General features: G+C 61.2%; 27 protein-coding genes and 2 pseudogenes. 12 read left to right on the top strand and 17 right to left on the bottom strand.

Translation table 11 applies throughout. From position 1 onward, the window contains the following. Positions 1–77 precede the first annotated feature (77 nt). The gene (locus tag OKW27_RS11290; protein WP_090807156.1) at positions 78–500 is read right to left on the bottom strand and encodes a MarR family winged helix-turn-helix transcriptional regulator; all 423 of its coding nucleotides are present in this window, start codon (positions 498–500) and stop codon (positions 78–80) included. A 417-nt stretch (positions 501–917) separates the two neighbouring features. On the opposite strand from OKW27_RS11290, the gene OKW27_RS11285 reads away from it, so the two are divergent. The 4 genes from OKW27_RS11285 to OKW27_RS11270 all read left to right on the top strand — a co-directional run bounded on the left by OKW27_RS11285 (position 918) and on the right by OKW27_RS11270 (position 5,042). Next, a complete protein-coding gene (locus tag OKW27_RS11285; protein ID WP_429333510.1) occupies positions 918–3,263 on the top strand; it encodes a TonB-dependent receptor in 2,346 nt (781 codons plus the stop codon). A gap of 21 nt (positions 3,264–3,284) precedes the next feature. Continuing rightward, complete coding sequence (locus OKW27_RS11280; RefSeq protein ID WP_090807159.1) at positions 3,285–3,908, top strand: MotA/TolQ/ExbB proton channel family protein; 624 nt, start codon at positions 3,285–3,287, stop codon at positions 3,906–3,908. Beyond that, a complete protein-coding gene (locus OKW27_RS11275; protein WP_090807161.1) occupies positions 3,908–4,306 on the top strand; it encodes an ExbD/TolR family protein in 399 nt (132 codons plus the stop codon). Before OKW27_RS11280 ends, OKW27_RS11275 begins: the two co-directional genes overlap by 1 nt. 256 nt (positions 4,307–4,562) lie before the next feature. Beyond that, positions 4,563–5,042 carry an energy transducer TonB gene (locus OKW27_RS11270; protein WP_429333509.1) on the top strand — a complete coding sequence of 160 codons (480 nt, stop codon included), beginning with the start codon at positions 4,563–4,565 and terminating at the stop codon, positions 5,040–5,042. A gap of 132 nt (positions 5,043–5,174) precedes the next feature. Here OKW27_RS11270 and OKW27_RS11265 read toward each other — a convergent pair whose 3' ends face one another. Further along, the gene (locus OKW27_RS11265; protein WP_429333508.1) at positions 5,175–5,987 is read right to left on the bottom strand and encodes a DUF4377 domain-containing protein; all 813 of its coding nucleotides are present in this window, start codon (positions 5,985–5,987) and stop codon (positions 5,175–5,177) included. Positions 5,988–6,260: 273 nt separating this feature from the next. Next, positions 6,261–6,794: a hypothetical protein gene (locus tag OKW27_RS11260; RefSeq protein ID WP_090807165.1), complete on the bottom strand. Its 534-nt coding sequence runs from the start codon at positions 6,792–6,794 to the stop codon at positions 6,261–6,263. A gap of 88 nt (positions 6,795–6,882) precedes the next feature. Between OKW27_RS11260 and OKW27_RS11255 the strand changes: the two genes are divergently transcribed. Next, on the top strand, positions 6,883–7,815 hold the full coding sequence (locus OKW27_RS11255) for a LysR family transcriptional regulator (RefSeq protein ID WP_429333507.1): 933 nt from the start codon (positions 6,883–6,885) through the stop codon (positions 7,813–7,815). 30 nt (positions 7,816–7,845) lie between these two features. On the opposite strand, the pseudogene OKW27_RS11250 reads toward OKW27_RS11255, so the two are convergent. The 5 genes and pseudogenes from OKW27_RS11250 to OKW27_RS11230 form a co-directional block, all read right to left on the bottom strand. Further along, a pseudogene (locus OKW27_RS11250) lies at positions 7,846–7,923 on the bottom strand (transposase); the annotation flags it as partial. 147 nt (positions 7,924–8,070) lie between these two features. Next, complete coding sequence (locus OKW27_RS11245) at positions 8,071–8,538, bottom strand: universal stress protein (RefSeq protein WP_184063493.1); 468 nt, start codon at positions 8,536–8,538, stop codon at positions 8,071–8,073. Between the two features lie 181 nt (positions 8,539–8,719). After that, a complete protein-coding gene (locus OKW27_RS11240) occupies positions 8,720–8,905 on the bottom strand; it encodes a hypothetical protein (protein WP_429333506.1) in 186 nt (61 codons plus the stop codon). 557 nt (positions 8,906–9,462) lie between these two features. Next, a complete protein-coding gene (locus tag OKW27_RS11235) occupies positions 9,463–9,813 on the bottom strand; it encodes a helix-turn-helix domain-containing protein (RefSeq protein WP_429333505.1) in 351 nt (116 codons plus the stop codon). Between the two features lie 22 nt (positions 9,814–9,835). Continuing rightward, positions 9,836–10,078 (bottom strand): hypothetical protein, encoded by a 243-nt coding sequence (locus tag OKW27_RS11230; protein WP_429333504.1) that lies wholly within the window; start codon positions 10,076–10,078, stop codon positions 9,836–9,838. Positions 10,079–10,972: 894 nt separating this feature from the next. Between OKW27_RS11230 and OKW27_RS11225 the strand changes: the two genes are divergently transcribed. Beyond that, a complete protein-coding gene (locus OKW27_RS11225; RefSeq protein ID WP_429333500.1) occupies positions 10,973–11,344 on the top strand; it encodes a hypothetical protein in 372 nt (123 codons plus the stop codon). A gap of 373 nt (positions 11,345–11,717) precedes the next feature. Here OKW27_RS11225 and OKW27_RS11220 read toward each other — a convergent pair whose 3' ends face one another. Then, entirely contained in the window at positions 11,718–11,894 is a 177-nt protein-coding gene (locus OKW27_RS11220) for a hypothetical protein (RefSeq protein WP_429333503.1), read from the bottom strand. A gap of 606 nt (positions 11,895–12,500) precedes the next feature. Here OKW27_RS11220 and OKW27_RS11215 point away from each other — a divergent pair. The 6 genes and pseudogenes from OKW27_RS11215 to OKW27_RS11190 all read left to right on the top strand — a co-directional run. Continuing rightward, entirely contained in the window at positions 12,501–12,878 is a 378-nt protein-coding gene (locus OKW27_RS11215) for an STAS/SEC14 domain-containing protein (RefSeq protein WP_429333502.1), read from the top strand. Between the two features lie 312 nt (positions 12,879–13,190). After that, complete coding sequence (locus tag OKW27_RS11210; protein WP_090807180.1) at positions 13,191–13,622, top strand: hypothetical protein; 432 nt, start codon at positions 13,191–13,193, stop codon at positions 13,620–13,622. Between the two features lie 316 nt (positions 13,623–13,938). Continuing rightward, a complete protein-coding gene (locus OKW27_RS11205; protein WP_429333501.1) occupies positions 13,939–15,792 on the top strand; it encodes an FAD-binding protein in 1,854 nt (617 codons plus the stop codon). A gap of 107 nt (positions 15,793–15,899) precedes the next feature. After that, positions 15,900–16,154 carry a hypothetical protein gene (locus tag OKW27_RS11200; protein WP_090807184.1) on the top strand — a complete coding sequence of 85 codons (255 nt, stop codon included), beginning with the start codon at positions 15,900–15,902 and terminating at the stop codon, positions 16,152–16,154. Between the two features lie 205 nt (positions 16,155–16,359). Further along, positions 16,360–16,731, top strand: a complete 372-nt coding sequence (locus OKW27_RS11195; protein WP_429333500.1) for a hypothetical protein — start codon at positions 16,360–16,362, stop codon at positions 16,729–16,731. Between the two features lie 193 nt (positions 16,732–16,924). Further along, a pseudogene (locus tag OKW27_RS11190) lies at positions 16,925–17,514 on the top strand (DUF72 domain-containing protein); the annotation flags it as partial. A gap of 442 nt (positions 17,515–17,956) precedes the next feature. Here the strand turns inward: OKW27_RS11190 and OKW27_RS11185 are convergent. From OKW27_RS11185 to OKW27_RS11150, 8 genes are all read right to left on the bottom strand, one after another. After that, positions 17,957–18,451: a hypothetical protein gene (locus tag OKW27_RS11185; RefSeq protein ID WP_429333499.1), complete on the bottom strand. Its 495-nt coding sequence runs from the start codon at positions 18,449–18,451 to the stop codon at positions 17,957–17,959. Next, positions 18,448–18,879, bottom strand: a complete 432-nt coding sequence (locus OKW27_RS11180) for a M35 family metallo-endopeptidase (RefSeq protein ID WP_429334583.1) — start codon at positions 18,877–18,879, stop codon at positions 18,448–18,450. Before OKW27_RS11180 ends, OKW27_RS11185 begins: the two co-directional genes overlap by 4 nt. Continuing rightward, a complete protein-coding gene (locus OKW27_RS11175) occupies positions 18,782–19,132 on the bottom strand; it encodes a hypothetical protein (RefSeq protein ID WP_429334643.1) in 351 nt (116 codons plus the stop codon). Before OKW27_RS11175 ends, OKW27_RS11180 begins: the two co-directional genes overlap by 98 nt. A 4-nt stretch (positions 19,133–19,136) precedes the next feature. Then, positions 19,137–19,592 carry a hypothetical protein gene (locus tag OKW27_RS11170; protein WP_429333498.1) on the bottom strand — a complete coding sequence of 152 codons (456 nt, stop codon included), beginning with the start codon at positions 19,590–19,592 and terminating at the stop codon, positions 19,137–19,139. 91 nt (positions 19,593–19,683) lie between these two features. Beyond that, entirely contained in the window at positions 19,684–19,851 is a 168-nt protein-coding gene (locus OKW27_RS11165) for a hypothetical protein (RefSeq protein WP_167368718.1), read from the bottom strand. Positions 19,852–20,057: 206 nt separating this feature from the next. After that, on the bottom strand, positions 20,058–20,252 hold the full coding sequence (locus OKW27_RS11160; RefSeq protein ID WP_429333497.1) for a hypothetical protein: 195 nt from the start codon (positions 20,250–20,252) through the stop codon (positions 20,058–20,060). Between the two features lie 228 nt (positions 20,253–20,480). Then, positions 20,481–21,371, bottom strand: a complete 891-nt coding sequence (locus OKW27_RS11155; protein WP_429333496.1) for a transglutaminase family protein — start codon at positions 21,369–21,371, stop codon at positions 20,481–20,483. Continuing rightward, entirely contained in the window at positions 21,368–23,998 is a 2,631-nt protein-coding gene (locus OKW27_RS11150) for a circularly permuted type 2 ATP-grasp protein (protein WP_429333495.1), read from the bottom strand. Before OKW27_RS11150 ends, OKW27_RS11155 begins: the two co-directional genes overlap by 4 nt. Between the last annotated feature and the right edge of the window lies 1 nt (position 23,999).

Here is a 23,999-nt window from a genome sequence, read left to right as displayed (position 1 = left end):
CACTTCCTTTGCTCGTTAGTGCATATGCACATTAAGCGGCGTCATAAAACCCGCCGAAGCGGGTTCCTACGCGCGATCTAACCGGTGATGCTGAACAGCTCGGTACGCAGCGTCTTTGCGCGGGCGCGGCCGAACTTCTTTTCGAATTCGTCCTGTGCGGCGCGCCATGCGACGGAGGCCTGATCGAACGTCGTCTCGCCTTTTTCCGTCAGGCTGAACAGCAACGTGCGGTTGTCGTGATCCGCCGCCTCGGCCAGCACGAGGCCGTCGCGCTGCAGGGGCTTCATCGCGCGGACCAGCGTGGTGCGCTCCATCACCATCGCGTCCGCGAGCTCCGCCATAGGCAGGTTCGGTGTGCGCGCGAGCTTCGCGAGGATCGTGAACTGCGCAGCGGTCAGCCCGACGCTGCCGAGATGGCGCTCGTACATCTGCGTGACGTGCCGCGCCGCCTGGCGCAGCGCGAAGCAGTTGCATTCGTCGTAGGAGAGAGGACGGTTCATGGAGCAGAGTTTATGTGTGCATATGCACTGTGTCAAGTTTTTCGAATGGCAACGGGCAAATGCCTCACCCGTTGCGCTACGGCGGCCTTCATCTTGCGACTTGCCACCTGTAATTGTTATGTTATAACATGACCAAAAATTGGCGCTCCAGCCTTGCCGTTTTTCACACCGGCCCACTGCGACGCCCAACAAAATCCGTCCGACCTATGAGCGGACAGTCCATGCTCAACGACCACTTATGACCGTCATCGCCATTACCGTTCTCATCGAAAAGTAGGCCTGATCGACGGGCCTGCCATCGCGCGTCGTCAACCTCCAGTTCGCCTGTCCTTCCCCTGCCGGCCAGGGGCGAGGTGGGTGAGCTTTTGCCGAACGCTTCTGTTTATCAACGCATCGTCCTTAGCGCGAGCAACAACAATGAAAAACCGCACACTGACCGCACAGGCGGCGATCGTGTTCTGTACCGCCATCTCGAACGCATGGGGTGCGCCAGGCAACGCCATGTTGACGGGCACGGTCTCCGATCCCGCGGGCCATCCCGTCGCTCACGCGAAAGTGGAGGTACAGGACGCGAGCGGCGCCTCCATCGGCACGTCGAACACGGACACGTCGGGCCACTTCTCCATCGACGGCGTGGCGCCCGGCACGTATGCGGTCGTCGTCACCGCGGCCGGTTTTGCAAGCGGCAGCAGCATCGCGACCGCCCAGTCCGGCGCCCCGGCGAGCGTCAGCGTACAACTGCAAAAGAGCGATACACTCGACGTGCAGGTCAACGCACAACGTCTGAACGCTGCCCGCAACGGCTTGCTGCCCGAAACGGGCAGCAGCGTCTATCGCTTCACGCAGGCGGACATCGACACGATGCCGGCGGGCGCGAACACGCCGCTCAATCAGGTGCTGCTGCAAGCGCCCGGCGTCGCCAACGACTCGTACGGCCAGCTGCACGTGCGCGGCGAGCACGCCAATTTGCAATACCGGATCAACGGCATCATCATTCCGGAGCCGATCAGCGGCTTCGGCCAGTCGCTCGACACGCGCATCATCGATCAAATGAACCTGCTCACTGGCGCCCTGCCCGCGCAGTACGGCTACCGCACGGCCGGTATCGTCGACATCCGCACCAAATCGGGCGACATGGGCAGCGGCGGCTCGATCGACGTATTCGGCGGCAGCCATCAGACCGTCAAAACGAGCGCCGACGTGTTCGGCAGCGAGGGACCGTTCAGCTACTACCTGAGCGGCTCGCTCGGCATGAACAATCTCGGCATCGAGAATCCGACGGCGAGCGCCAGTGCGATTCACGATCACACGCGCCAGGGCAATGCATTCGGCTATCTGTCGTATCTGATCAATCCGCTCACGCGTGTGAGTCTGTTGTTCGGCGCGACCAGCAACCAGTTCGAGATTCCGAACACGCCGGGGCTCACGCCGAACTTCGCGCTCAACGGCCACAGCACGTTCGATTCGTCGCAACTGAACGAAACGCAATCGGAGCTGAACAATTTCGCGGCGCTCGCGCTTCAAGGCACCAACGGCGGCGCGCTCGATTACCAGGTCGCCTTCTTTACGCGCTATACGCGCACGAAGTTCAACCCCGATCCGATCGGCGACCTGATGTTCAACGGGGTAGCATCGGAGGACTTCCATAGCAACACAGCCAACGGCGTGCAGGTCGATACGACCTGGCGCATCAACGACAGTCACACGGTTCGCGCGGGCGTCTTCTTCCAGCAGGAACACGCGATATTCGACAATAACGTGTCTGTGTTCCCCGCCGACGCGGACGGCAACCAGCTCTCCGACGTGCCCTTCAACATCCAGGACAGCAGCAGCAAGACCGGCTATCTGTACAGCCTGTACGCGCAGGACGAATGGAAGCTGACCGACCGGCTCACGCTGAACTATGGCTTGCGCTACGACCGCATGGACGAGTACACGAGCGCGAGCCAGTTGAGCCCGCGCGTCGGCCTCGTCTACACGCTCACGTCGTCGACGACGCTGCACGCCGGCTACGCGCGCTACTTCACGCCGCCGCCGTTCGAACTCGTGTCCGGCTCGACGATATCGAAGTTCGACGGCACGACGAATCAGAGTTCGGTAACGCAGAACGATCCTGTACAGCCGGAACGCAGCCACTATTTCGATCTCGGCATCACGCAGAAACTCGGCCCTGCCGTCACGCTCGGACTCGACGCGTACTACAAGAAATCGACCGACCTGCTCGACGAAGGACAGTTCGGCTCCGCGCTGATCTACACGCCGTTCAACTACCAGTACGGCAGAACGTATGGCGTCGAATTCACCGCCAACTACAAACAGGACAATCTCTCCGCGTATCTGAACCTCGCGTATAGCCGCGCGCAAGGCAAGAACATCAACTCCGCGCAGTTCAATTTCGGTGCGGACGAACTGGCGTACATCTCGAACAACTGGGTGTACCTCGATCACGACCAGCGCGTGACCGCATCGTTCGGCGCGGCATACGACTTCCACCAAACCACCTTCACGTTCGACGGAATCGTCGGCTCCGGCCTGCGCAGCGGCTTTGCGAACACCGATCGCCTGCCCGTCTATGCGCAGTTCAACCTCGGCGTAATCCAGCACTTCAACGAGCCGATGATCGGCAAGTTCGACGCGCGTCTGGTGGTGATCAACGCATTCAACCGCGTGTACGAGTTGCGTGACGGCTCGGGCATCGGCGTCGGCGCGCCGCAGTACGGTCCGCATTTCGCGGTTTATGCGGGCGTGACCAAGTACTTCTGATCGACGGCAGGGAGAATCATCATGCAGGAATGGACAGGCTTTATCGCGGCGATGCGCACCGGCGGATGGATCATGTATCCGCTCAGCGTGCTCGGCGTGCTCGCATTGACCATCATCATCGAGCGGGCGTATGTGTTTGCCCGCTTCGCAAGCGCACCGGCGCGTGTTTTGCAACCCACGTCGTCAGCCGATGACAACCGTCTCGACCGCCTCGCCCCGCACCACGCGTTTCGGCGCATGGCCGCGCCGTGGCTGTCGGAATCAGACTCGCCGCTGTGGCTGCGCGAGGCGTCGGCGCAATCGATCGCGTCGCAGATCGAGCGCGACATGGGCCGCGGTCTGTGGCTACTGGAGACGATCGTCACGGCGGCGCCGCTGCTCGGCTTGCTCGGCACGATCGTCGGGATGATGAAGTCATTCCAGCTGTTCGGCGGCAATGGACTCGTCGATCCGGGCGGCGTCACGGGCGGGGTGGCGCAGTCGCTGGTGGCGACCGCGATCGGACTCATCGTCGCGGTCTTCGCACTGTTCGCGTTCAACTATTTTTCACGGCGGCTCGAGCGTCTGATGGATGAACTCGAACTGTTCGCCAACGCGCGACTCAGCGCGCTGCGCCTGCAACAAGAGGCGCGAGGCGAGCGCTGATGAAACTCAAACGCTCGCGCGCCTCGCGGCGCGGCCGCATCGAAATCATTCCGATGATCGACGTGATGTTCTTTCTGCTCGCGACCTTCATGCTCGCCTCGCTGGCGATGCAACGTCTCGACGCGGTGCGGATCAATCTGCCTTCGGGACGCGCGCAGCCGATCAGCACGAGCGAGCCGCTGACGATATCGGTGAACGGCAACAACGAGGTCTCGATCAATCGCCACGTCGTTCGCGCGGATCAGATCGAGCCTGAAGTGAAGCGCCTGCTGCGCGCGGACGGCAACGTCGTCATCGCGGCCGACGATCACGCGGGTCACGGCGCGGTCGTGCAGGCCATGCTCGCGGCGCGACGCGCGGGCGCCGAACACTTTCTGATCGCCGTGCATCGTGATTAAAGCTTGCCGCGAGCTGTTCGGGGGGCACGTTGTGGGACCGCTGCGTACCGCCGTCGCTTGTCTGATCTCGCTGGGTATCTGGCTTCTGGTGCTGGCGGCGCTCTCGTCCGGGTTGCTGAAGTCGAGTCAGCCAGCCCCACCGCCTGCTCCACTGGATATGCGCGTGGTCGTGCTCGACGAGCCTGCGCCGCCTGAATCCCGTCCGTCGCAAACTCCGGTTGCGGTTCCAGCGGAACAGGCGCCACGGCACGCGCAGATGCAATCGCGTACCTCAGCGCATCGCGCGGTGCCGCCTGTGCCAACCAGGCCGCAGACGCTGACGACGCCCGCTGCCGCAGCGCCGTCGGTACCGGTTGCTAGTCAGACACAACGCCCGTCGCAAGATGATCAGCCGGAACAAACGGCCGCCGCGGGATCGCAGCAATCATCCGCACAGCGCGACGCCGCTCCAGCCGCCTCGGCAAGCTCCAACACCGCCGCCCGCTCCATCTCGCAACCGCTACCGACGCTGCCCGACGACTTGCGCGAGCAGGCCTATCAGACGATCGCGACAGCCCGCTTCACGATCCACGCCGACGGCTCGGTCGATGTCGAGCTCATTCACGCAACGCCGAACCCCCGTCTCAATCAGCTGCTGCTCGACTCGTTGCGGCGCTGGCGCTTTTTTCCCGCGCTGCGCGATGGCCGGCCCGTCGAAAGCACGCAAAACATCCGCGTGCATTTCAACGTCAGTTGAACAGTGCCTACTGGCTTGCGCAGGTGAAATTCGCCGCGACGTTCACGTCTACAGTGAGCCTCGTTGTGTACATCGCAACCAACGTCGGCCCAGGAGGCCGCCAATGTGCCTGGCGGCACGTTTGAAGAAGCATTACTGCCCGACCTTCTCCGATTCGACGACCAGGTCGAGCACATAAGCGACCGACGGCCCATCGGCAGGCGGGTTCCTGACTGTGAAACGCTTCACGCGCAAGACGTTGCGGATGCCCGGCGTGTGCGTATAGCCTTCGATATCCTGATTCAACGGGTGCCACGGACCAGGCGTGCCGGTCGCCAGGCCCTGCTCGTCGAAGAAGCGATCGCGCACGAGCAGACATTGCGCGTTCGGCATCAACGGATGGTTGCACGGCACGGACTGTGCCGCCACTTCAAGGAACGCAATTTGACCGGGGCCGCCGTAGCGCGTCTCGGCCGTGGGCACACCGGTAAAGCTCAGCGTGTCGCCGCTATCGGTGACCAGTTGCAGGCTCGGCGCGTTGTCCCGCGCGAGCAGGGTCACGTTGACGCTGCCGCGTACACGCTGCGAGATCGCATCGTCGAGTGCGGCAAGCGCGGCATCGTGGCAGGCCATCATCGTGCTGACCATCGGGCCGATCTGCAAATACCCTTTCCTGACGGTGTAGCCTGCTCCCATGCTGTTGCAGCTATTGACGACGGTGATCCGGTACGGACTGAAGTCGAGCTGCACTGGCCTGTCTGGGCGGACGAACAGGGCATCGATGTGCGTGCCATTGCGATCGATCGCGTTGTTCAGTTGCCAGTGGTATCGGGTCAAAAGATCGGTGCCGGTCGGCGACGCCGGGTTGGCGGCGGCCGTGGTTGCCGATGGCGCCGGCGCGGTCACTTCCGGTGCCTGTGCGCAGGCGGCGAGAACGAGCGGCAGCAATAGCATGCAGTATTTCACGTCGGCACCTCGCTGAGTTCAGTGGTCGTTCCGGGCGGTTGCTCGCGTCGTCGGGCCAAGGGACGCGAGAATCAGGTCGCATGCATGAAAGCCGGAAGTGCCAGTGAAGGGTACCACCCGGCCGCATCAGGCCGGGTTTGCGCACCTGCTTAGTTCAGGCCGCGAGCATCGACTCGACGACCGACAGCATAACGCAGGTGGAAGGCGTAAAAACGTCGCTCGATGCTGATCGGATTCCTCGTTACGTGGCCGAACTGCGGCCAGTGCAGCAGGCTACGCCTGGGAAATGTCACGGCCGACGGAAGGACGGGCGTGACGCCGCTTCAGCCGAGGGCGCAACATCAGATAGAAGGCGGCAACATGCGTGATCGCCAGCGTCGGCACATAGATGATCGGAATCGCGTACAAGGCGCCCAGCTCGCCTGCATGCGCGGGCAGATCGGCCGCGGTAGCATGGTAGTAGTCGATGATCAGGTCGGCCATACCAACCAGATTGAAAGCGACGACGAACGACCAGAAAAGCGGACGTATCCGGGCCGTCAGCAACGCCAGCATCGCCAGCACCCCCGTGGCGAAATCCCCATAGGCGGCGAACACGGCGAAGCTCGCGGACAGTTGCGGACTGACGACACCAGGCAACAGAAAGGCGAGCCCGAAGAAGCGGAAGCTGTGCAACGTGGCGATCGCGCGTTGCGCGTCGAACGGAGCCATCGACTTGAGCTTCGGCCACACGTAGGTGCCGAAGCACAGCAGCCAGGCGAGATAGCCCAAAACGAGGTGCAACTGGAACAGAAGCCGCGATGACATGGTGCCTCCTTGTCGAGTGTTGGACGCGCAGGTGTTAGGTGTACCATCGTCTCGCGCGGGTGACTATTCCTCACAATGTTGACAGGCTATGAAGCAGAACTTCACAGTCAGGCAGGGCGCGCTCGACGGCGTCGAAGTCTTCCTCAGCGTTGCCGAGCATCGCAGTTTTCGCGGGGCCGCCGCGCAACTGGGCGTGACGCCGTCGGCCGTCAGTCAGGCGGTGCGTGTGCTCGAAGCCCGCCTCGGTGCGACGCTCTTCATCCGCACCACGCGCAGCGTCGGCTTGACCGAAGCCGGCGAGCGCTTTCTCGCTCGGGCCAAGCCCGCCTTCGAGGAACTCGTCGCCGCCGGCGAGGTGGCGCGCGGACTCGGCGAGCGACCGTCCGGCCTGTTGCGTCTTTCCGTGCCGCGTGCAGTCGTGCCGATCCTGCTGGAGCCGCTGATCGCGTCATTCTGCAAGGCCAATCCAGAGGTCGAGGTGGAAATAGCGGCCAGCAAGGAGCTGATCGATCTCGCGACGGAAGGCTTCGACGCCGGCATCCGGCTCGGTCAGTTCGTCGCCGCCGACATGGTCGCGGTCCCGCTCACGGCACCGTTCCGTTTTGTCGTCGTGGGAAGTCCCGCCTATTTCGCGGCGCGCGGCCGCCCCGAGCAAATGAACGACCTGCGCGAGCATGCATGCATTCGCTGGCGGCGCTCCAGCGGCGCGCTCGCGTTGTGGTCGTTCAACGACAACGGCCAGCCGATCGAGATCGCCGTCTCCGGTCCTTTCATCGCCAGCGATTTTCCGAGCGTGCTGGGCGCGGCGATCGAAGGCATTGGCCTTGCCCAGCTACCCGAGCCGATGGCCGCCGAGGGGTTGCGAACGGGAAAGCTGGTGCACGTTCTGAAGGCGTACGCGCCGATGGTCCCGGGCGTGTTTCTCTACTATCCGAGCCGCCGCCAGATCATGCCGAAGCTGCGTGCGTTCATCGATCATGTCAAGAGCCGCGCGACGCGCTCGATGCCTGGCGACAGTTGACGAAGTTGATGATGTCGTCGAGGAAGCTCAAAGGTCTTCGCATAGCCGTCGCTCGGACCGGACACCGAAGCAGTAACCCACGATCAGCATGCGAATCATGAGCTCCGGCGTTTCGGCAGCGAACTGATAGGCGCGGCCATGCGAGCTTTTGTTCGTCAACGCAAGCGTTCTCAGCGTCTCTACGCTCAAGCCGCTTCCAGCTTGCGAATCGGTCGCGTTTGTCCTGAGCCCATCATCTGCAGCAGTTTGCGGATTTTATGCCGATGGTGCTTCGCTCTCATGCCGCGATTTTTTCATCGTCGCCGGATCGCGCACGATGGTGACCGCGCACGGCGCGTAGGCGAGCACCTGGCGGGCGACCGAACCGATCAGCCAGCGATCGAACGGCGTATGTCCACGATGCCCCACCACGAGATGGTCGATAGCATGCCGCTCCGCGTACAGCACGATCTCCTTTGCCGGCGGGCCGACCACCAGATCGAACTCCACGGCCCCGATCGAAGCGGCGAGCTTCGCCTTGATGTCGTCGAGGATCGCGGTGGCATGGCGCACTTCCAGATCGATCAGATTTTTTCGCTCAACTTCTATCGCACCCCAGTCCGGCGTGCGCGCGACGACGAGCACATGCAAGCGCGCGTCGAAACGCTTCGCGAGATCGACCGCGAAAGCAACGGCATATTGCGCGGACGCCGACCCGTCATAACCTACCAGCACGTTCTGCATGATTTGCTCCTGTGCGGTTCAAACTGGGCCGTGACTTTGTTGGACGAAATGCATCGAGCCATTTGCGTGAACCGCGAGCGCTCCCCGACTTCACGGCGTCGGCGCGAAAGCATGCGCGAACCACTCGCGAATCTGCCGCGTGGATTGTCATGCGGACGACGTCGGCACCTGCGGTGTTGAATCAGTTGTCGTCGCTTCTGGACGGGAGGTGCTCGTGAGGCTCGGGCTCTGCCGCGTCGGCGTTAGGAAGGTCGTCTGGGGCCGGATTTATCAGGCCCTTCGGATCGGGCTGGCGAGTCTTGCCGGCGGAAGTTTTCGCGGGGTCGAGAGAGGTGCCGGTCGGCTCAGCGGATGGATTGGAGGTCATGATGTGCTCCTGCGCTGATGAATACAGCTTCTACCATCATAGTTCACCTGGCCGATTTGAGGCATACGCGCTGTCACGCCAGCACTACCGTCACGCCCGCCCGCTGTTTCTAGCCACGCTAACCACAGGATCGCCCCGCGCGCCTTTTGTTGCCGCTGGCGGTGCACGCAAGCGGGCCTACCGAGGAAAATTCCGCGTTCCGAATCACACCGAAAATGCACGGGAAGAAACGCCCGACGGCCTTCGTGAGAACGCGGGCGGGAGTCGTAGGTTGATGGAATCCTTGCACATAGCCTTACTGCGGGCCGGCGCCCTGCTTGAAAGCACCGCACGGCAACTGCCAGTCAATGGGCAACGTCGGGGTCGACTCGGGGTAGTCCGATGACAGCGCCAAATGGGCCACCGTCTCGTCGTACTCGTAAGCCTTACCCTCGTTGGCCAACTGACGCACCGTCCGGCACACGCGCCCGATGATTGGCGTAGTTCGGCCCAGTTCCAGCCGTTCGACACGGGCATTCAAAATCGTTTAAAACGTAGTCAGACATGACTCTTTCTCATCACTCACCCTGACGGGTGCCCTTGCGATAGTCAGAAGGACTACTGCCGCTCCAATGTTTAAATGCGCGGCAGAAACTGGTGGCGTCGGAAAAGCCAAGATCGAACGCCAGCACTGCCACGCTCGTGTTCGACTTTGTCAGCCGATGGACAGCGATATCCCTTCGCAGTCCGTCTTTCACGAGCTGGAAGACTGGACATTCAGCGCATTTCATCACGGTTCCATCGTGGCTAAAACGCGCGACTATCTTGAACAGAATATTGCGCAGCCGGTAACCATACAGGATCTTGCGCAGGCATTGCACACATCTGTACGCACGCTCAACCGTAGATTCGCAGAGGAAGGAACGCACCCGAGTGCCCCCGCGCACCAGACTAGCGATAGTTGACGAAGTCGATGATGTCGTTGAGGAACCACGGCAGAATAAGTTGCGTGTCGGAATAGCTGGTGCCGACAGTGAGTCTCGGTGGTCTTGACGTGGAGTCAGCGGACTGTGCGCCGTCTGGAACATGCAGGATGTAGGCGTTCGTATCGACCGCCGGCTGATTGTTCGCCGGAGTCGATGTGCAGCCGGTAGCGAGAACGACGAGAACTGCTGCCAAGCAACGAGACTTCATGAGCGGGTGAACTCCGGCGACGTTTTCTACATTATGGCTGAACTGACTTGAATACCGGCAACCAACTGAACCTCATCGCAAAGTCAACACCATTACGCCCAATGCCATCCGATGTGCGCCCGCCGCCGACGATCGTCCCAGGGCTGGTGGCCTAACAGATGTACCCGGACGAGCTACGCAATGGACCGAACCGCCTGAGTGCGCGACTAGGGCTCGCGCAGGTGGTCGGAAGAAAACAGAAGCAGTGGCGCCGCCACCTACCGGCGCTCTCGCGCGCTTGGAATCTTTGAGAGTCCGTGCTGCATTTTGACGAACTGCGCCGCTGCGCCACGCACTTGAACAGCGTTATGGTTTTCGGCGCCTTGATGTAATGACCCGATGGGAGCAGCAATCGCAGGGCTTATCTGGACCGCAGAGCCACGGCGAAGGAACGTGATAGCCGGATTGCCGGCGCGAATTCGCTAGACTGACGCGGATGTCGCCGGCCGGCCACGAACGGTCCTTCGCAGTCGGTTGGCGAACGTCTGCGGATGAGCTATCAGTCGCCACTTGGCGAAGCGACGGCGACCGATGATTCGCCGGACGAGCCAGCTTCATTTTCAAGCGCTGTTTCGGGAGTGGGCAGCAGGCAACTCGCACCAGATCCGGAGAATTCCCGGCGCGATTCATCGATCAGTTATATCGAGTAACACCTGTAATCCAGTATGAAACCTTCTTTTCCATGACTCGGACTAGACTGGTCTGGCCTTTTCCCCCGGCAGCGCTTCGTGTTTTTCTCCGCTCGGCCCGCGCCTCCTCAACGTGGGCCAATTTTTTGAGCCAGCGTACCCAACGGTAAAACGGCTGCCCGCTGCAAGCGGTTGCGAACCGCACGTATATTGAAGGAGACGTAAATTGAAAGCACGTCCGACAGCCCGTAATGCCGGTCTGCTCATGCACATTCTTGCCGTGAGTGCGGCGGTGGGCGCAGCCATGATGTCGATCGGGCCGATGGCTTTCGCGCAAGCCAGTTCACCCGTTAGTAGCAGCGTGTTCATCCACCGGTCGTTCGATACGGGCAATAGCGCGGTTAATGAAAACTTTCAGTACATCGCGCATCCGCCAATGCGGCCGGTGGCGGCGAGCGAGCCCACCGTGGTACGCAGTTCGCACCGAGGCCATCGCGGGCAAACGGGAGCGACGGGCAGCGGCACGAACAACGCAGCAGCAGTGCCACTACCGCAGATGCCAGCGGACGCACCATCTAACGCGCCAGTTTCGCAGTAGCGCTTTTTCATCAGATCAGGCCAGGCACCGTGACTGGCGATCGATCGCGGGCTCGTGCCTTCAACCGAGAGGTGATGTGGCGTTCGCGGCTGCGACCGCCCGCTGCTGGACCAAGTGCGGTCGCTCAACGGTAGGAGTCGAAAGGCAGTTACGGGTCGATCAGCGACATTCGAAACGCCGCTTCTGGACGACCTGTCCCGCCTCCGCTGGCGGGTACCTGCCCAGCTGTGACCAGTATCACCGAATGCGGGGCAGGCTACCTATATCGCAAGATTGTCGGTCACGAACCACGTCTCATCCGTGCTCGCGCCGGACAGCCAATTCACGTCAAGCCACCTTCTAAAGCCCGACGCCATACAAGGGTTGCGGATGCCTACTTGCCGCCGATGCCGACCTTGCCGCGCCCGACCTTTCGATGCGGCACACAGGGGCGCAGCCTCTTCCTTGAGCTAGCCGTCAATGTGACGTGCTCCGCAGGGTAGCGGGTCGTCCTGTTCAGCGCGGCCTGATAGGCGGAATCGCCCCGATCGATGCGCTTGAGAGCTGACATCACTGACTCCTCCTCAGAGGATTCTAGTCCGAAACGGCACGGCGGTTATGTCGCCTTCCTGAACATGCTGTAGTCGAAGTCCGCGACCCGGCGCTCGGCGAACCCGGGCGTGCCCTTGACGATTGCCATGCGCTCGTTCCGGTGTGTGCCCATAGGTAATTATTCGAGCGCGCGGCGCACACGCGCGGGATTCTAACCTTCAATCCAATCGGGACTCGTGCGTCCCTTCCCGGGTGGGGCGGGACACGGCATGCCGTCGGGGCGACAAAAACCGAATCTCGACGGGCACCCCAAGCAACGCATCCTTTCGGCCATCGATCGCGACATCGCGAGCCTGCTGGAACAGTCGGCTGATGCCGAACCGGCTCCGGCACCCCGGCCGCGCATGAAGGGGCGGCTTCATAATTCCGACAATAAAGCACGCTAAGCGGTGGACGCAGGTTGCCGGCTGCGCATTCGTGTCCGCCTCTTGTCGGCCGGCCATGAGCGGTCACTGACCCTGCGAGAACTGTTACCCGAAGCGGTCGCTCATGAGCCTACAATAGGAACGCATCATCGCGGCCGCAGGCACCGAATTGCACTGCGGAGAACCAATGGGGGACGGCGATGTTCAAATTCATCGATGGGTTACCGCAAGATGTGCTCGCGATCGAAGCCACGGGCAAGGTTACGCACGACGACTACAAAAGTACACTCATACCCAAGGCTGAGGCGATGATGGGCAAGGGGCCGATCAAGATGCTCTATGTCGTTGGGAAAGAGTTCACGGGATTTGAGGTTGGAGCGCTTTGGGATGACGGCGCGTTCGGGCTGAGGCACTGGCACGATTTCAGCCACGTCGCAGTGGTTACGGATCTCGCATGGCTACGGGTTATGGTTGGTATGCTAAAACCCTTTTTTCATGGCGATGTCCGCTTGTTCTCGCTTGCTGAATTGCCTACCGCGAGACGCTGGATCACGGACTCCAAGCGAGTTAGTCGATGAATAACATCCGCTGGTAAAAATCTGAAATCCATCTGCGCTACAAGGCGTTTCTACGGAAGATGAATTTGCCGGAACAACCTCATTGCACCATTTTCGATTCCCTATTGCTGTCAGTCACGAGTGTCTCAAGCGGTCGGCCTCGGCCTTCCGCGCGAGACGCAGCTCGCGAATTCAGGCCCGTGGCGTCATCTGGCAGAGGTCGGCCAGTTAAAGACCTTCGACGTCTCGGCCAAAATTGACGACAATGTTCCCAAGGAAAGATTGCGGGTCGTGCTCCGTCGTCGGAGACGCCGCTGAATCTAAAAGGAAAACATGAGACGACTGTTCCTCGCTGGGCTCGCAGCCACCTCTTTCGTGACTTGCGTTCATGCGCAAAGCAACGCGTCCGGCCCGCTCGTCACGCCCTCGGGTAACTTGCAATTCGTGCGCGTCGACGGCGATTTCGTGGGGATGCTCGACAAGGAAATTTTCGATCGCTTTAGCGCGAGCATGCTCACGCATTTCGACGACGTAGGCAATGCAAATGACAGCGTCACGCGCACGCTCGTGCAGACTGATTCCGGCCCGGTGCTGTACGACTTTCGCCACCATCCGCCGCTTGTGCAACGCTCGGGTAAGCGCATGACGGTCAAGCGCGTGTTCTGGCAAGGCGATGAAGTCGTGATGCAAAGCTCGCAAGGCTGGTTCCAGTTCAAACGCGGCGTGCTGACGAAGCTGCAGTCGTCTACGACGACGTACCATTGATTACGCGCACACCCCCCAACACGCGAGCCAGCGATGACATACGTCGCCTCGCCGCGCACGTCGTTGCCTTTTTCCAAGTTGCCTTAACCTCTTGCGGGTCGAGCTCAGCGCGTCGTCGTGGGACAGGTTTCGGCCAATCGACCCCGAAGGCTAAGTCGTTGAAAATCTGTCCGGCGGTGGGCTGGGGGCTAACGATTTGCGGTGAACGGTTGGCGGACTTCGAACGCTTGAGGCACGTCTTCCGGTCACCCCATTATTCGAAGAGTTCCGCCGGTTTCTCAGTCGTCCGGGTTGCAACCATATTGAGATTTCACGCATGCCGATGAAACCTTCAAACAAAACCACGTCCTCGAAAAGACGACGCATTTTGCAAATTGCGGTCGGAATCACATTTTTGCATGGTGCTCGGAAACAGATGCTCGCCTCGGCGCAAGCGGCGGTATCCGGAGCGTTCACTCGCGTGCGTCCGGGCGATCCAGGCTGGCCGTGCGAGGCGCATTGGAACGAACTCAGCCAGCAGGTCGGCAATGCACTGGTGAAAGTGCAATCGCCCCTGGTGGCTTGCCTGAACGCGCCCGATAGTGACGACTGCAGGCAACTATTCAGGGAGCTCAAGAACCCCTATTTTCTCGGCGACGAGGTGGGCCTAACGCAAACCCTCGGCTGGGTTGACGCGTGGACATCGACACCCAGCGTCTACGCGGTGGCTGCCCGCAACACGAATGACGTCGTCGTCGCCGTTAACTTCGCACGTCGGAACAATCTCCGCCTCGTGGTGAAGGGCGGCGGCCACAGCTATCAAGGCACATCGAATGCGCCGGACTCTCTGCTGGTCTGGACGCGAAAAATGAACAACATCACCGTGCAGGACGCGTTTGTCGGCACAGGATGCGAGGGACATGCGGCACCGGTGAGGGCGGTCACGGCCGGTGCCGGCGCGCTCTGGGCGCACGTCTACGATGCGGTCACTACCAAGGCGGGCGGTTACGTGCAAGGTGGCGGCTGCATGACGGTCGGCGTGGCTGGCCTGATCCAAAGCGGCGGGTTCGGCAGCTTTTCCAAGGCCTACGGACTGGCCGCGGGAAGCCTGCTCGAAGCGGAAGTTGTGACGGCAGATGGCGCCGTCCGCATCGCCAATGCCTGCACGAATCCCGATCTATTCTGGGCGCTGAAAGGCGGCGGCGGTGGCAGCCTAGGCGTGGTCACCCGGCTCACGCTGCGGGTCCACGAATTGCCTGAGACCTTCGGCGCGGTGAACATGACGATCAAGGCGGCATCGACGTCTGCGTTTCGCCGGCTGATTGGCGTGATCATCGACTTCTATAATCAGAACCTGATGAACCCGCACTGGGGCGAACAGATCAGATTTCGCCGCGACAACGTCCTCACTATCTCGATGGTATTCCAGGGGCTCAGTCGCAGTGAAGCGCAAGCGATCTGGCAGCCGTTCATGGATACGCTTGCCGCGTCCCCGGACGATTTCAAGGTCGAGTTCTCGCCACTGAAGATTGTCGCCATCTCGGCCCGCAGTTTCTGGGCTCCAACCCTGTTCAAGAAGCTCCTCGGCTTCATCAGCACCGACGACCGGCCGGGCGCACCCGACGACAATATCTTTTGGTCGGGTAATCGCGGAGAGGCGGGACAAGTGCTACACGGCTACGAGTCCGCGTGGCTCCCCGCGGCCTTGCTGCAAGATGACCGGCGTCAAACCCTGGCCGACACGCTGTTTGCGGCGACCCGTCAATGGAGCGTGTCGCTGCACGTCAACAAGGGCTTGGCGGGTGCACCGGCGGAGGCTGTCGCTGCCGCGAGAAACACCGCCACGAACCCGGCCGCGCTGGACGCCTTCGCGTTGCTTATCGCCGGGGCGGAGGGGCCGCCCGCGTATCCCGGCATTCAGGGCCACGAGCCCGACACCGCGCTGGCGCGCCGGGACCGGCAGGCCATCGGACGTGCAATGGCCGAGGTGCGCAAGCTGGTTCCAGACGCCGGTTCCTACGTGGCGGAAAGCAATTTTTTCGACGCGGACTGGCAGCGGTCCTTCTGGGGCTCAAATTACAGCAGGCTGCTCGCCATTAAGGATCAGTATGATCCCGATGGTTTGTTCTTCGTTCATCACGGCGTGGGGAGCGAACGCTGGAGCGCCGACGGTTTCACGAAAATCGTATGAACGACTCGACCTTCGAACTCGCACATATGGTTCAGTGGAAATCACATTTCGAAATCTCGTATTGAGGCTTCCCGGCACCATTCGGTCATGACAGGCCGCTAACGTGAATGTTGAAAGGCTATATCCGGCCGACTCCCGCCGACCGCATCGGGCAGGACCCGGCCACGAACGGTCCTTCGCAGTCGGTTGGCGAACGTCTGCGGATGAGCTATCAGTCGCCACTTGGCGAAGCGACGGCGACCGATGATTCGCCGGACGAGCCAGCTTCATTTTCAAGCGCTGTTTCGGGAGTGGGCAGCAGGCAACTCGCACCAGATCCGGAGAATTCCCGGCGCGATTCATCGATCAGTTATATCGAGTAACACCTGTAATCCAGTATGAAACCTTCTTTTCCATGACTCGGACTAGACTGGTCTGGCCTTTTCCCCCGGCAGCGCTTCGTGTTTTTCTCCGCTCGGCCCGCGCCTCCTCAACGTGGGCCAATTTTTTGAGCCAGCGTACCCAACGGTAAAACGGCTGCCCGCTGCAAGCGGTTGCGAACCGCACGTATATTGAAGGAGACGTAAATTGAAAGCACGTCCGACAGCCCGTAATGCCGGTCTGCTCATGCACATTCTTGCCGTGAGTGCGGCGGTGGGCGCAGCCATGATGTCGATCGGGCCGATGGCTTTCGCGCAAGCCAGTTCACCCGTTAGTAGCAGCGTGTTCATCCACCGGTCGTTCGATACGGGCAATAGCGCGGTTAATGAAAACTTTCAGTACATCGCGCATCCGCCAATGCGGCCGGTGGCGGCGAGCGAGCCCACCGTGGTACGCAGTTCGCACCGAGGCCATCGCGGGCAAACGGGAGCGACGGGCAGCGGCACGAACAACGCAGCAGCAGTGCCACTACCGCAGATGCCAGCGGACGCACCATCTAACGCGCCAGTTTCGCAGTAGCGCTTTTTCATCAGATCAGGCCAGGCACCGTGACTGGCGATCGATCGCGGGCTCGTGCCTTCAACCGAGAGGTGATGTGGCGTTCGCGGCTGCGACCGCCCGCTGCTGGACCAAGTGCGGTCGCTCAACGGTAGGAGTCGAAAGGCAGTTACGGGTCGTGAACCGACCTCGATCGTTACCCGCGCGACCTCATGAGAATCTCTATTACAAGGATGTACCGCCGCCAGTTATCGAGGAACTGTGGGCGCGCTTCTTTGCGGCCCTGCAGCCACTGCACGTGTGGCGGGCAAGCTCGGCGCGGTGCTATTCCAGTTTCCGCACTGGATAACCGCAGTACCGAAAGCGATGAGGCTCGTCGAGCACTGCGCCGAGCGCATGCACCCGTTTGTGACCGCGTTCGAATTTCGGCACGAGAGCTGGTTGAGCGAGAAGCACCGCGAGTCAAGCCTTGCGATGGAGCGTGAACGCGGGATCGTTCACGTGATTGTCGATGCGCCGGAGGGCGTGACGAAGCGCGCGCACTCAGTTTGGGAAGCGACGTCGCCCGAACTCGCGATCGTACGGCTGCATGGCCGCAACGCGTCGACATGGAGCGGCGCCGAGTCGGCGGCGGAACGGTTCAACCATGACGATAGCGACGACGAGCTTCGCGAACTCGCGCCACCGATTGAGGACATTGCGGGGCGCACGGCGCGCACACACGTCCTGTTCAACAACTGCTATCGCGATATCGCGCGGCGCAACGCTGTGACAATGATGGGGCTTCTGCGAGTCACGCGGTAAAGGCGCTGGAATGGTTCGCGCTGTCCCCGTGCCGAGAATTCCTGATCCTGATAGCCCTTACGAAGCCCATGAGAGTACTTGCCACACCGATGCGCGAGCGCGGCAAAGACCGGCATAAACGCGATATCGAAGCTGCCGAGCCGGTGTGCGGCGACGTAACCATTAATCACGAACAGTCCGCGCAATACAAGCGCACCAGCAAGGTGGCGAGCTTCCAGCAATCCGGCTCGGCAGATGCGCAACCGCTGCCGCCGCTGCAGGATGTTGAACTGAGCTGGATGGGTCCTAACGGCTTCGTGCTGACCGACATCGAGTTCATCGGTGATATCGCCTATGCTCGGTCGTGGTGGTGCCCGGTCGCTGCATGCCTCGGCGCGCGATCTGTGATTCTGTTTCGCGCTGGAATGAAAAGCCCCGCCGAGGCCGGGCCCTATTCTTGTGCTTACGGGTTGATAACCTTGGTGCGTGGGGTCACTCTTGGATCGTTGCACATCCATGCGCAGCTACCTTTACAGATCGGATGCAACTCAACTTCGATCTGGCGGACAGCTAGTTCACCGTCAGCCCGCTTCACCACGAACCCATCCGTAAGAGTTTTCGGCACGATATAGATATTCTCACTTCTGATACCGAGCTTCCTCAAATACGCTTGCACGTTTTCCCCACGGCGCTCCTGCAAAACGTCAAGATCGTGCTCGCCAATATATGCACCGGCCATCACAATCGCCTGAATCTGCACGTCAGACCACTTCTTTGCCTCTTCCACCGCCTCTGCGATTGCGCGCCGATTTTCCTTTGAAAGTTCGACCGTGTTGAATGGCAACTCAATAGCCGCTACCTCTCCGATAGTACAAGCATTAACCGGGCGTCCCAAGCAAAACCACACGGCAAGCAATGCCGCGAGAAGGCCACCGCGCAAAATCGGTTGTCTACTCATGGTGCGATATTAACTCCATCGAATGTCGCTATGTAGCCAGCGATGCTGTCCGCGTTGCTAATCGCCTGATGAGGCTTATTTCTCGCGAAGATCATCGCCCCCGCTTCGCTGTCGAGATACATGTGGTCTTGCGAATTAAAAGTGTCTGTGAAGTGCGTACATTCATGGATTATCGTCTTGACCTTGCATATTCCCCACAACTGGGCAAATGGACTTTCACAAAACTTCGAGTAAATAGCGATAACCCGTTTTTCCGAATCTGGTTTGCAGACTGCGGCGTGATTGGCGCCCGAATCCGGCGTGACCGCACACGACAGGTGCCTGTTTGTTTCACTGTCGGCTGTCCCATCGCACAATCCTTTCTGGCTCCAGTTGCTGCATCGCTGCAAGCAATCTCGGAAGCCCTTCGCTAAGTACCCTCTTTGCATGTACATCCGCACTTGCAAAGAAGGTCGTCACCCGGTCCTGCTCTTTCGTGTCCCAACGTGCAAGGCCCTCAATGCGTTTTTTGATTAACTCGACACCGATATCGCGTGCCCGCATAGCCTGTCTGCGAAACTCCTTGTTGGTCATGTTCGAGCAGATAGAGGCCGTGTTGATCGTGACGTCCCTATTTGAACCAGGAGTCGTGTTTGTAAAAGCAGTGTCATCGAGAGTTACCCATTCGGTGTTGTCGTTCACTTTGCTAGCGCTCCACTTCAATCGCAAGAAACTTGAAACCCTGCGTTGTAACGCGAGAAGTCTGCCCGGCTGCGTTTGTCTTGCCGCTACAGATTTCTTTGCCTTCGGCGAGAATCCGGTATCGCACATCTGGCACAGGGTTGCCGTTGTAATCCCTGATGGTGAATCGTTCATCGAACGGGCCCGCAGGTCGATTGCGACAGAGGCACCCCTCGCCTTGCCCTAATGCCTGCCTCATGTCGTACCCGGATGGGAGAGCCCTGATCGCATTAATCGGAATCCGCTCCCCGGATTTCAAATTCGTCGTCATTGCATGAGGCATATCAGGCCACTCTTTGTATATCTTGAATGTAATACGGCAATCAAGACATTCCCGGTTATCTGATCTTTCGAACATATCCGCAAAGCGAGCCTTCATTTCTGCAATGATCGCCTCTGCGGAGCGCATCCTTTCATACATTGGACCCTCTCATAGGTTAATTCGCGCTCTCAGACCATCAGACCATTGAGCACCCGTAAGAGCATCATCAGCTTACCCTCCGCGTTATGGTTCAGATCGGATACAACTGAAGTCCATCCCGCGGGAAAAATTCGCCGGATTCGACATTCAGACCCATTGCAGACGGTATTGGCGTGAAGTTTAAGTAGACTAAATAGGTGATACGGCAAAGCAGGCATTCTTCCTTGCCCACGGCACCATCCTGTTTCAGTTTTCCCATTTGACCTCTTCTGTTTTCCAGCAAAACATCTATCGAATAAACCATTTAAACGGGTCACGGTCAATGACTTTAATTCGAGATAATCCCGTTTTGACAGATATTCACAATTGCTCTGTCCATCTCATTTTCAGGTGCAGTTTTCCAATATCACCGTCCAACAAAAAAAGCGGCATTGAGCCGCTTTTACCGTAAGTGACCGACGCTGGTCAGTGCTTTGCCCATGAAGCGTCCATAGCCGCCAGTTTCCCGTTCGCGCCCTGCGCAGGGTCAGCGAGAAGCGCCGCCGCGTCTCCCGGTGTCAGTTGGCGGTTAGGAAGCCGCTTGGCGTCAAGCGCAAGCACGGTGAACAGTTCCTGATTGGTGCGATTGGTCGCGTGGTAGTTCTCGCCGATCTGGATCATGAGCTCCAGCAGGTTGCGGCGTTCGTGTCTTTCCTCGACAGTCACAGCAGGACTTCTAGCGGAGCCTGAATTGCGCGAGAAGGCCAATAATCGCAGCTGGTCGATCAGCGTTCCGGGCCACAGACAGTCAACGCGATTCGGCTTTATTCGCGTTCTGCTCGACAATGAGTTGCGGGGCGAATAGTTGGCCGACCTCGGTCCAATACCGGCACAGAACCGCGCCCGCAATCACAACTCCAGCACCGTCACCCCGACTTCCATCCGATGCGCGCCGCCGCCAAGAATCGTCCCGCGAAGCAGTGACACGTCGCTGTAATCGCGCCCGATCGCGAGCGTCACATGATCCAGATCGGCGAGCACGTCATTGGTCGGATCGAGATCGATCCAGCCGCTGGCCGGACAATGCACCGATACCCAAGCGTGCGAAGCATCCGCGCCAATCAGGCGCGGGTGTCCCGGCGGCGGATCGTTGCGCAGATAGCCGCTGACGTAGCGGGCGGGCAAACCAAGCGAGCGCAGACAGCCGATCATCACCTGCGCGAAATCCTGACACACGCCGCTCTTCAGCTCAAACGCGCGTTCGGCCGGCGTGTCGAACAGCGTCGCCGACGGCTTGTACGCGAAGTCCTCGTGAATCCGATGCATCAGATCGATCGCGCCCGCGACGAGCGGCCGGCCGGGCGTGAAGCTCGGCAACGCATAGGCGCGCAGCGTCGGCCGCAGCGCAATATTCGGCGAAGCGAAGCAGTACTCCGCCTCGGCACAGAACGCGCCGCCCACGCGAAACCGCAGCGCCTCGGCCACCGTCTCCCAGGGCGGGGTGGCCTCGGCGTCGAGGTTGGTCCAGCGCGGCGTCAGTGCGACCGTGGTTTCGCTGACGAGTTGCAGGCGCTCGTGCGGTGCATCGAGCGCGAAGTACAGCACGTCGTTGCCGAATGCGTCGATGCGGCTATGCTGATACGACGGCTGCGGCTCGATCCGCTCGCTGCGTGAGATCACACGCTGCCACGGACACGCGAGCGGCCGGATCGTCGCCAGATGCTGCGCGGTTTCGACATACGTCGAGTAATGGTAAACAGTGCGATGCGAAACAGACAGCACCGTCGACGCGTTCTTCATGCCCACACCTGCGAGGCAACCGTGGTCGCGTGACTGAAATAGCGCGCGCTGATCTCATGCGCGGCCGCATTGGCGAAGCTGCCGATCTGATCGCACAGCGCAATCAGCTTGCCATACGAGCCCTGTTCGTCGACCTCGCACAGCGATTCGAGCGTCGGCAGCGATTCGACGGGCGGCAGCAGCTCCGCGAACGGCCGATGCCGCACACTGCCCGCCGCGATGGCGATCTCGTCGAGTTTGTTGCGCAGGCGCTCGTACACGCCATAAATGCCGCGCGGATTATGCGGTTCGATCACGAGCAGATCGAGCAGCGCCGGTACTTCGAAACGTCCCGGATACAGCGAGCGATACGTGAGCGTGCTGTCGAACATTTGCAGCAGCAGATCGAAGCCGGCCGGCGTCGCGAGCTGGCCGTTCACGGCGACGCCGCGCATGAACGCGGCCATCGTCGCGACGCGTTCGATATGACGCCCGACGAATAGCAGCCGCCACGCCTCATCGCGCGTCATGCGGTCGCCCTGCGCGCCGCTGATCGCCGATAGCTGCACCGACAGATGCTCGAGCGCATTCGCCAGCGTCACGCGGTCGTAGCGATCGAACGCATTGCCGCTGCTCGTGGCACCCGCGCCGCCGTTGCCCGCGCCCACGGCTGGCGACAACACCTGCAACGCGTCCTGAAAGTCGTTGCGCGCCGCGAGGATCATGCGCCAATGATCATTCGACAAACGCCCGCGCACCTCGCCGTTCGCGCGCGCCTGGCAATTGAGGTTCTGGCTGATGCTGACGCTGCCCGCGCTCTCGCCGAGATTCGCGACGAGCGCGCGCTCGAACGTCTGCGGCGACGGCAGCCCGTGCGGCGACGCCAGGTCGCCCGACTGCACGAGGCCGCACCATGTCGCGAGTTCGACCAGCGTCGCGAACATCGAATCGGCGTCGTTGCCTTCGAGCGAGCCGAGAATCAGCCGCAGCAGACGCACGTTGTTTTCCGCCCGCTCGCCGTAGCGGCCCGCCCAGAACAGGTTCTCCGCGGCACGGCTCGATACCGTACGATGCTTGCGCGTGAGATCGGCGGGCTGCATCGGCGAAGGCAGCAGTGTGAAGGTCGAGCTTGGCTGGCTCGACAGCACCCAGGTATCGACGCTGCTGCCGCCGTGCTGCATCGATACCGTGGTCTGACGCTCCGCGGCCATGCGCGTGAAACCGCCCGGCATCACGTGCCAGCCGCCGTTGACGTCGGCAATCGCATAGACGCGCAGCACCGACGGCCTTCCGCCGATCGTGCCCTCCTCGAAGCGCGGCGTGCAGGAAAAGCGCTGCTCCTGCTGGATCGTGAACGCGTCGGGCAACGCGTCGATGCGCTCGCGCCATGCCGCGAGCGGCTGCCTGCCCCCTTCGATGCCGGGCGGCGCGTCGCGTCCCGTGAGCGGCCAGGTCGGCACGATGAACGCGTCGTCGAGATGCGCGAACGCATGCTCGCGCGCGGCCCGTTCGCCGCACCACCAGGTCGGCACGCCGGGCAGCAGCAGTTCTTCGCCGAGCAACGCTTCGGCGATACCCGGCATGAAACCGTGCAACGCCGGCGACTCGGCGAACCCCGAGCCCGGCACGTTCGACACGATCACATTGCCCGCGCGCATCACCTGCAACAGCCCCGGCACGCCGATCGTCGAATCGGCGCGCAGTTCGATCGGGTCGCAGAATGCGTCGTCGAGCCGGCGCAGCACGACGTGCACGCGTTCGAGGCCGGCCAGGGTCTTCAGATAGAGCCGGTCGCCGCGCACGGTCAGATCCTTGCCTTCGACCAGCGTGACGCCGAGATAGCGCGCCAGAAACACATGCTCGAAATAGGTTTCGCTGTACGGCCCGGGCGTGAGCAGCGCGATATGCGGTGACGCGTCAGCGCTTTCCTCATTGCGCATCGTCGCTTGCGCAGCCTGCACGAGCGTCGCGATCAGTTGCGAATAGAGCGGCGCGAGCCGGCTCACGCGCAGCGAGCGGAACGGCTCCGCGAGGAGCGTCGACACGATCAGGCGGTTTTCGAGCGCGTAGCCGAGACCGGACGGCGCCTCGGTGCGATGCGCGATCACGCTCCACTCGCCGCCCGGCGTACGCGCGAGATCGAGCGCGACGACCTGCAGATACTGACCGCCGGGCGGCGTGAAGCCCTTCACCGAACGCAGATAGCCCGGATGGCCGAACACCAGCGCGGGCGGCAGTCGGCCATCTTCGAGCAGCGTCCGCGGTCCGTAGATGTCGGCAACGATCGCGTTGAGCAGATGCGCGCGCTGCGCGACGCCGCGCTCGAGGTGCGCCCACTCGGCCTCGCTGATCAGGAACGGCAGGAGGTCGAGCGCCCATGGCCGTGACTTGCCGTTGTCCGCATAGACGTTGTAGCTGATGTCGTTGTCGCGGATCTGCTGCGCGATCGACGCGTGATGGTCCGCGAGCCGCGCCACGCCGTCTTCGTCGAGCAGTGCGAAGAACTGCCGCCACGGCTCGCGCAGCGCGCCCGACGCGTCGCGCAGCTCGTCCCAATGTCCGTCATGACCCGGCAGCAATCGCAACAGGGACGAAGCGTCCGCCGGCAGCGCGGACGCCTCGAAGGGCAAAGTCGATTGAAAGGCCAAG

The sequence above is a fragment of the Paraburkholderia sp. 35.1 genome, from assembly GCF_050436525.1.
GTDB lineage: Bacteria > Pseudomonadota > Gammaproteobacteria > Burkholderiales > Burkholderiaceae > Paraburkholderia > Paraburkholderia tuberum.
The sequence above is the reverse complement of the archived record's forward strand: the minus strand, read 5'-3'. Positions and strand labels throughout refer to the sequence as shown.

Bases quoted from the DNA above. Each gene is read 5' to 3' on its own strand.
- OKW27_RS11290 (WP_090807156.1), bottom strand. From the start codon at position 500: ATGAACCGTCCTCTCTCCTACGACGAATGCAACTGCTTCGCGCTGCGC.
- OKW27_RS11285 (WP_429333510.1), top strand. From the start codon at position 918: ATGAAAAACCGCACACTGACCGCACAGGCGGCGATCGTGTTCTGTACC.
- OKW27_RS11280 (WP_090807159.1), top strand. From the start codon at position 3,285: ATGCAGGAATGGACAGGCTTTATCGCGGCGATGCGCACCGGCGGATGG.
- OKW27_RS11275 (WP_090807161.1), top strand. From the start codon at position 3,908: ATGAAACTCAAACGCTCGCGCGCCTCGCGGCGCGGCCGCATCGAAATC.
- OKW27_RS11270 (WP_429333509.1), top strand. From the start codon at position 4,563: ATGCAATCGCGTACCTCAGCGCATCGCGCGGTGCCGCCTGTGCCAACC.
- OKW27_RS11260 (WP_090807165.1), bottom strand. From the start codon at position 6,794: ATGTCATCGCGGCTTCTGTTCCAGTTGCACCTCGTTTTGGGCTATCTC.
- OKW27_RS11255 (WP_429333507.1), top strand. From the start codon at position 6,883: ATGAAGCAGAACTTCACAGTCAGGCAGGGCGCGCTCGACGGCGTCGAA.
- OKW27_RS11245 (WP_184063493.1), bottom strand. From the start codon at position 8,538: ATGCAGAACGTGCTGGTAGGTTATGACGGGTCGGCGTCCGCGCAATAT.
- OKW27_RS11240 (WP_429333506.1), bottom strand. From the start codon at position 8,905: ATGACCTCCAATCCATCCGCTGAGCCGACCGGCACCTCTCTCGACCCC.
- OKW27_RS11230 (WP_429333504.1), bottom strand. From the start codon at position 10,078: ATGAAGTCTCGTTGCTTGGCAGCAGTTCTCGTCGTTCTCGCTACCGGC.
- OKW27_RS11220 (WP_429333503.1), bottom strand. From the start codon at position 11,894: ATGTCAGCTCTCAAGCGCATCGATCGGGGCGATTCCGCCTATCAGGCC.
- OKW27_RS11215 (WP_429333502.1), top strand. From the start codon at position 12,501: ATGTTCAAATTCATCGATGGGTTACCGCAAGATGTGCTCGCGATCGAA.
- OKW27_RS11210 (WP_090807180.1), top strand. From the start codon at position 13,191: ATGAGACGACTGTTCCTCGCTGGGCTCGCAGCCACCTCTTTCGTGACT.
- OKW27_RS11205 (WP_429333501.1), top strand. From the start codon at position 13,939: ATGCCGATGAAACCTTCAAACAAAACCACGTCCTCGAAAAGACGACGC.
- OKW27_RS11200 (WP_090807184.1), top strand. From the start codon at position 15,900: ATGTTGAAAGGCTATATCCGGCCGACTCCCGCCGACCGCATCGGGCAG.
- OKW27_RS11185 (WP_429333499.1), bottom strand. From the start codon at position 18,451: ATGAGTAGACAACCGATTTTGCGCGGTGGCCTTCTCGCGGCATTGCTT.
- OKW27_RS11180 (WP_429334583.1), bottom strand. From the start codon at position 18,879: ATGCAAAGAGGGTACTTAGCGAAGGGCTTCCGAGATTGCTTGCAGCGA.
- OKW27_RS11170 (WP_429333498.1), bottom strand. From the start codon at position 19,592: ATGTATGAAAGGATGCGCTCCGCAGAGGCGATCATTGCAGAAATGAAG.
- OKW27_RS11165 (WP_167368718.1), bottom strand. From the start codon at position 19,851: ATGGGAAAACTGAAACAGGATGGTGCCGTGGGCAAGGAAGAATGCCTG.
- OKW27_RS11160 (WP_429333497.1), bottom strand. From the start codon at position 20,252: ATGATCCAGATCGGCGAGAACTACCACGCGACCAATCGCACCAATCAG.
- OKW27_RS11155 (WP_429333496.1), bottom strand. From the start codon at position 21,371: ATGAAGAACGCGTCGACGGTGCTGTCTGTTTCGCATCGCACTGTTTAC.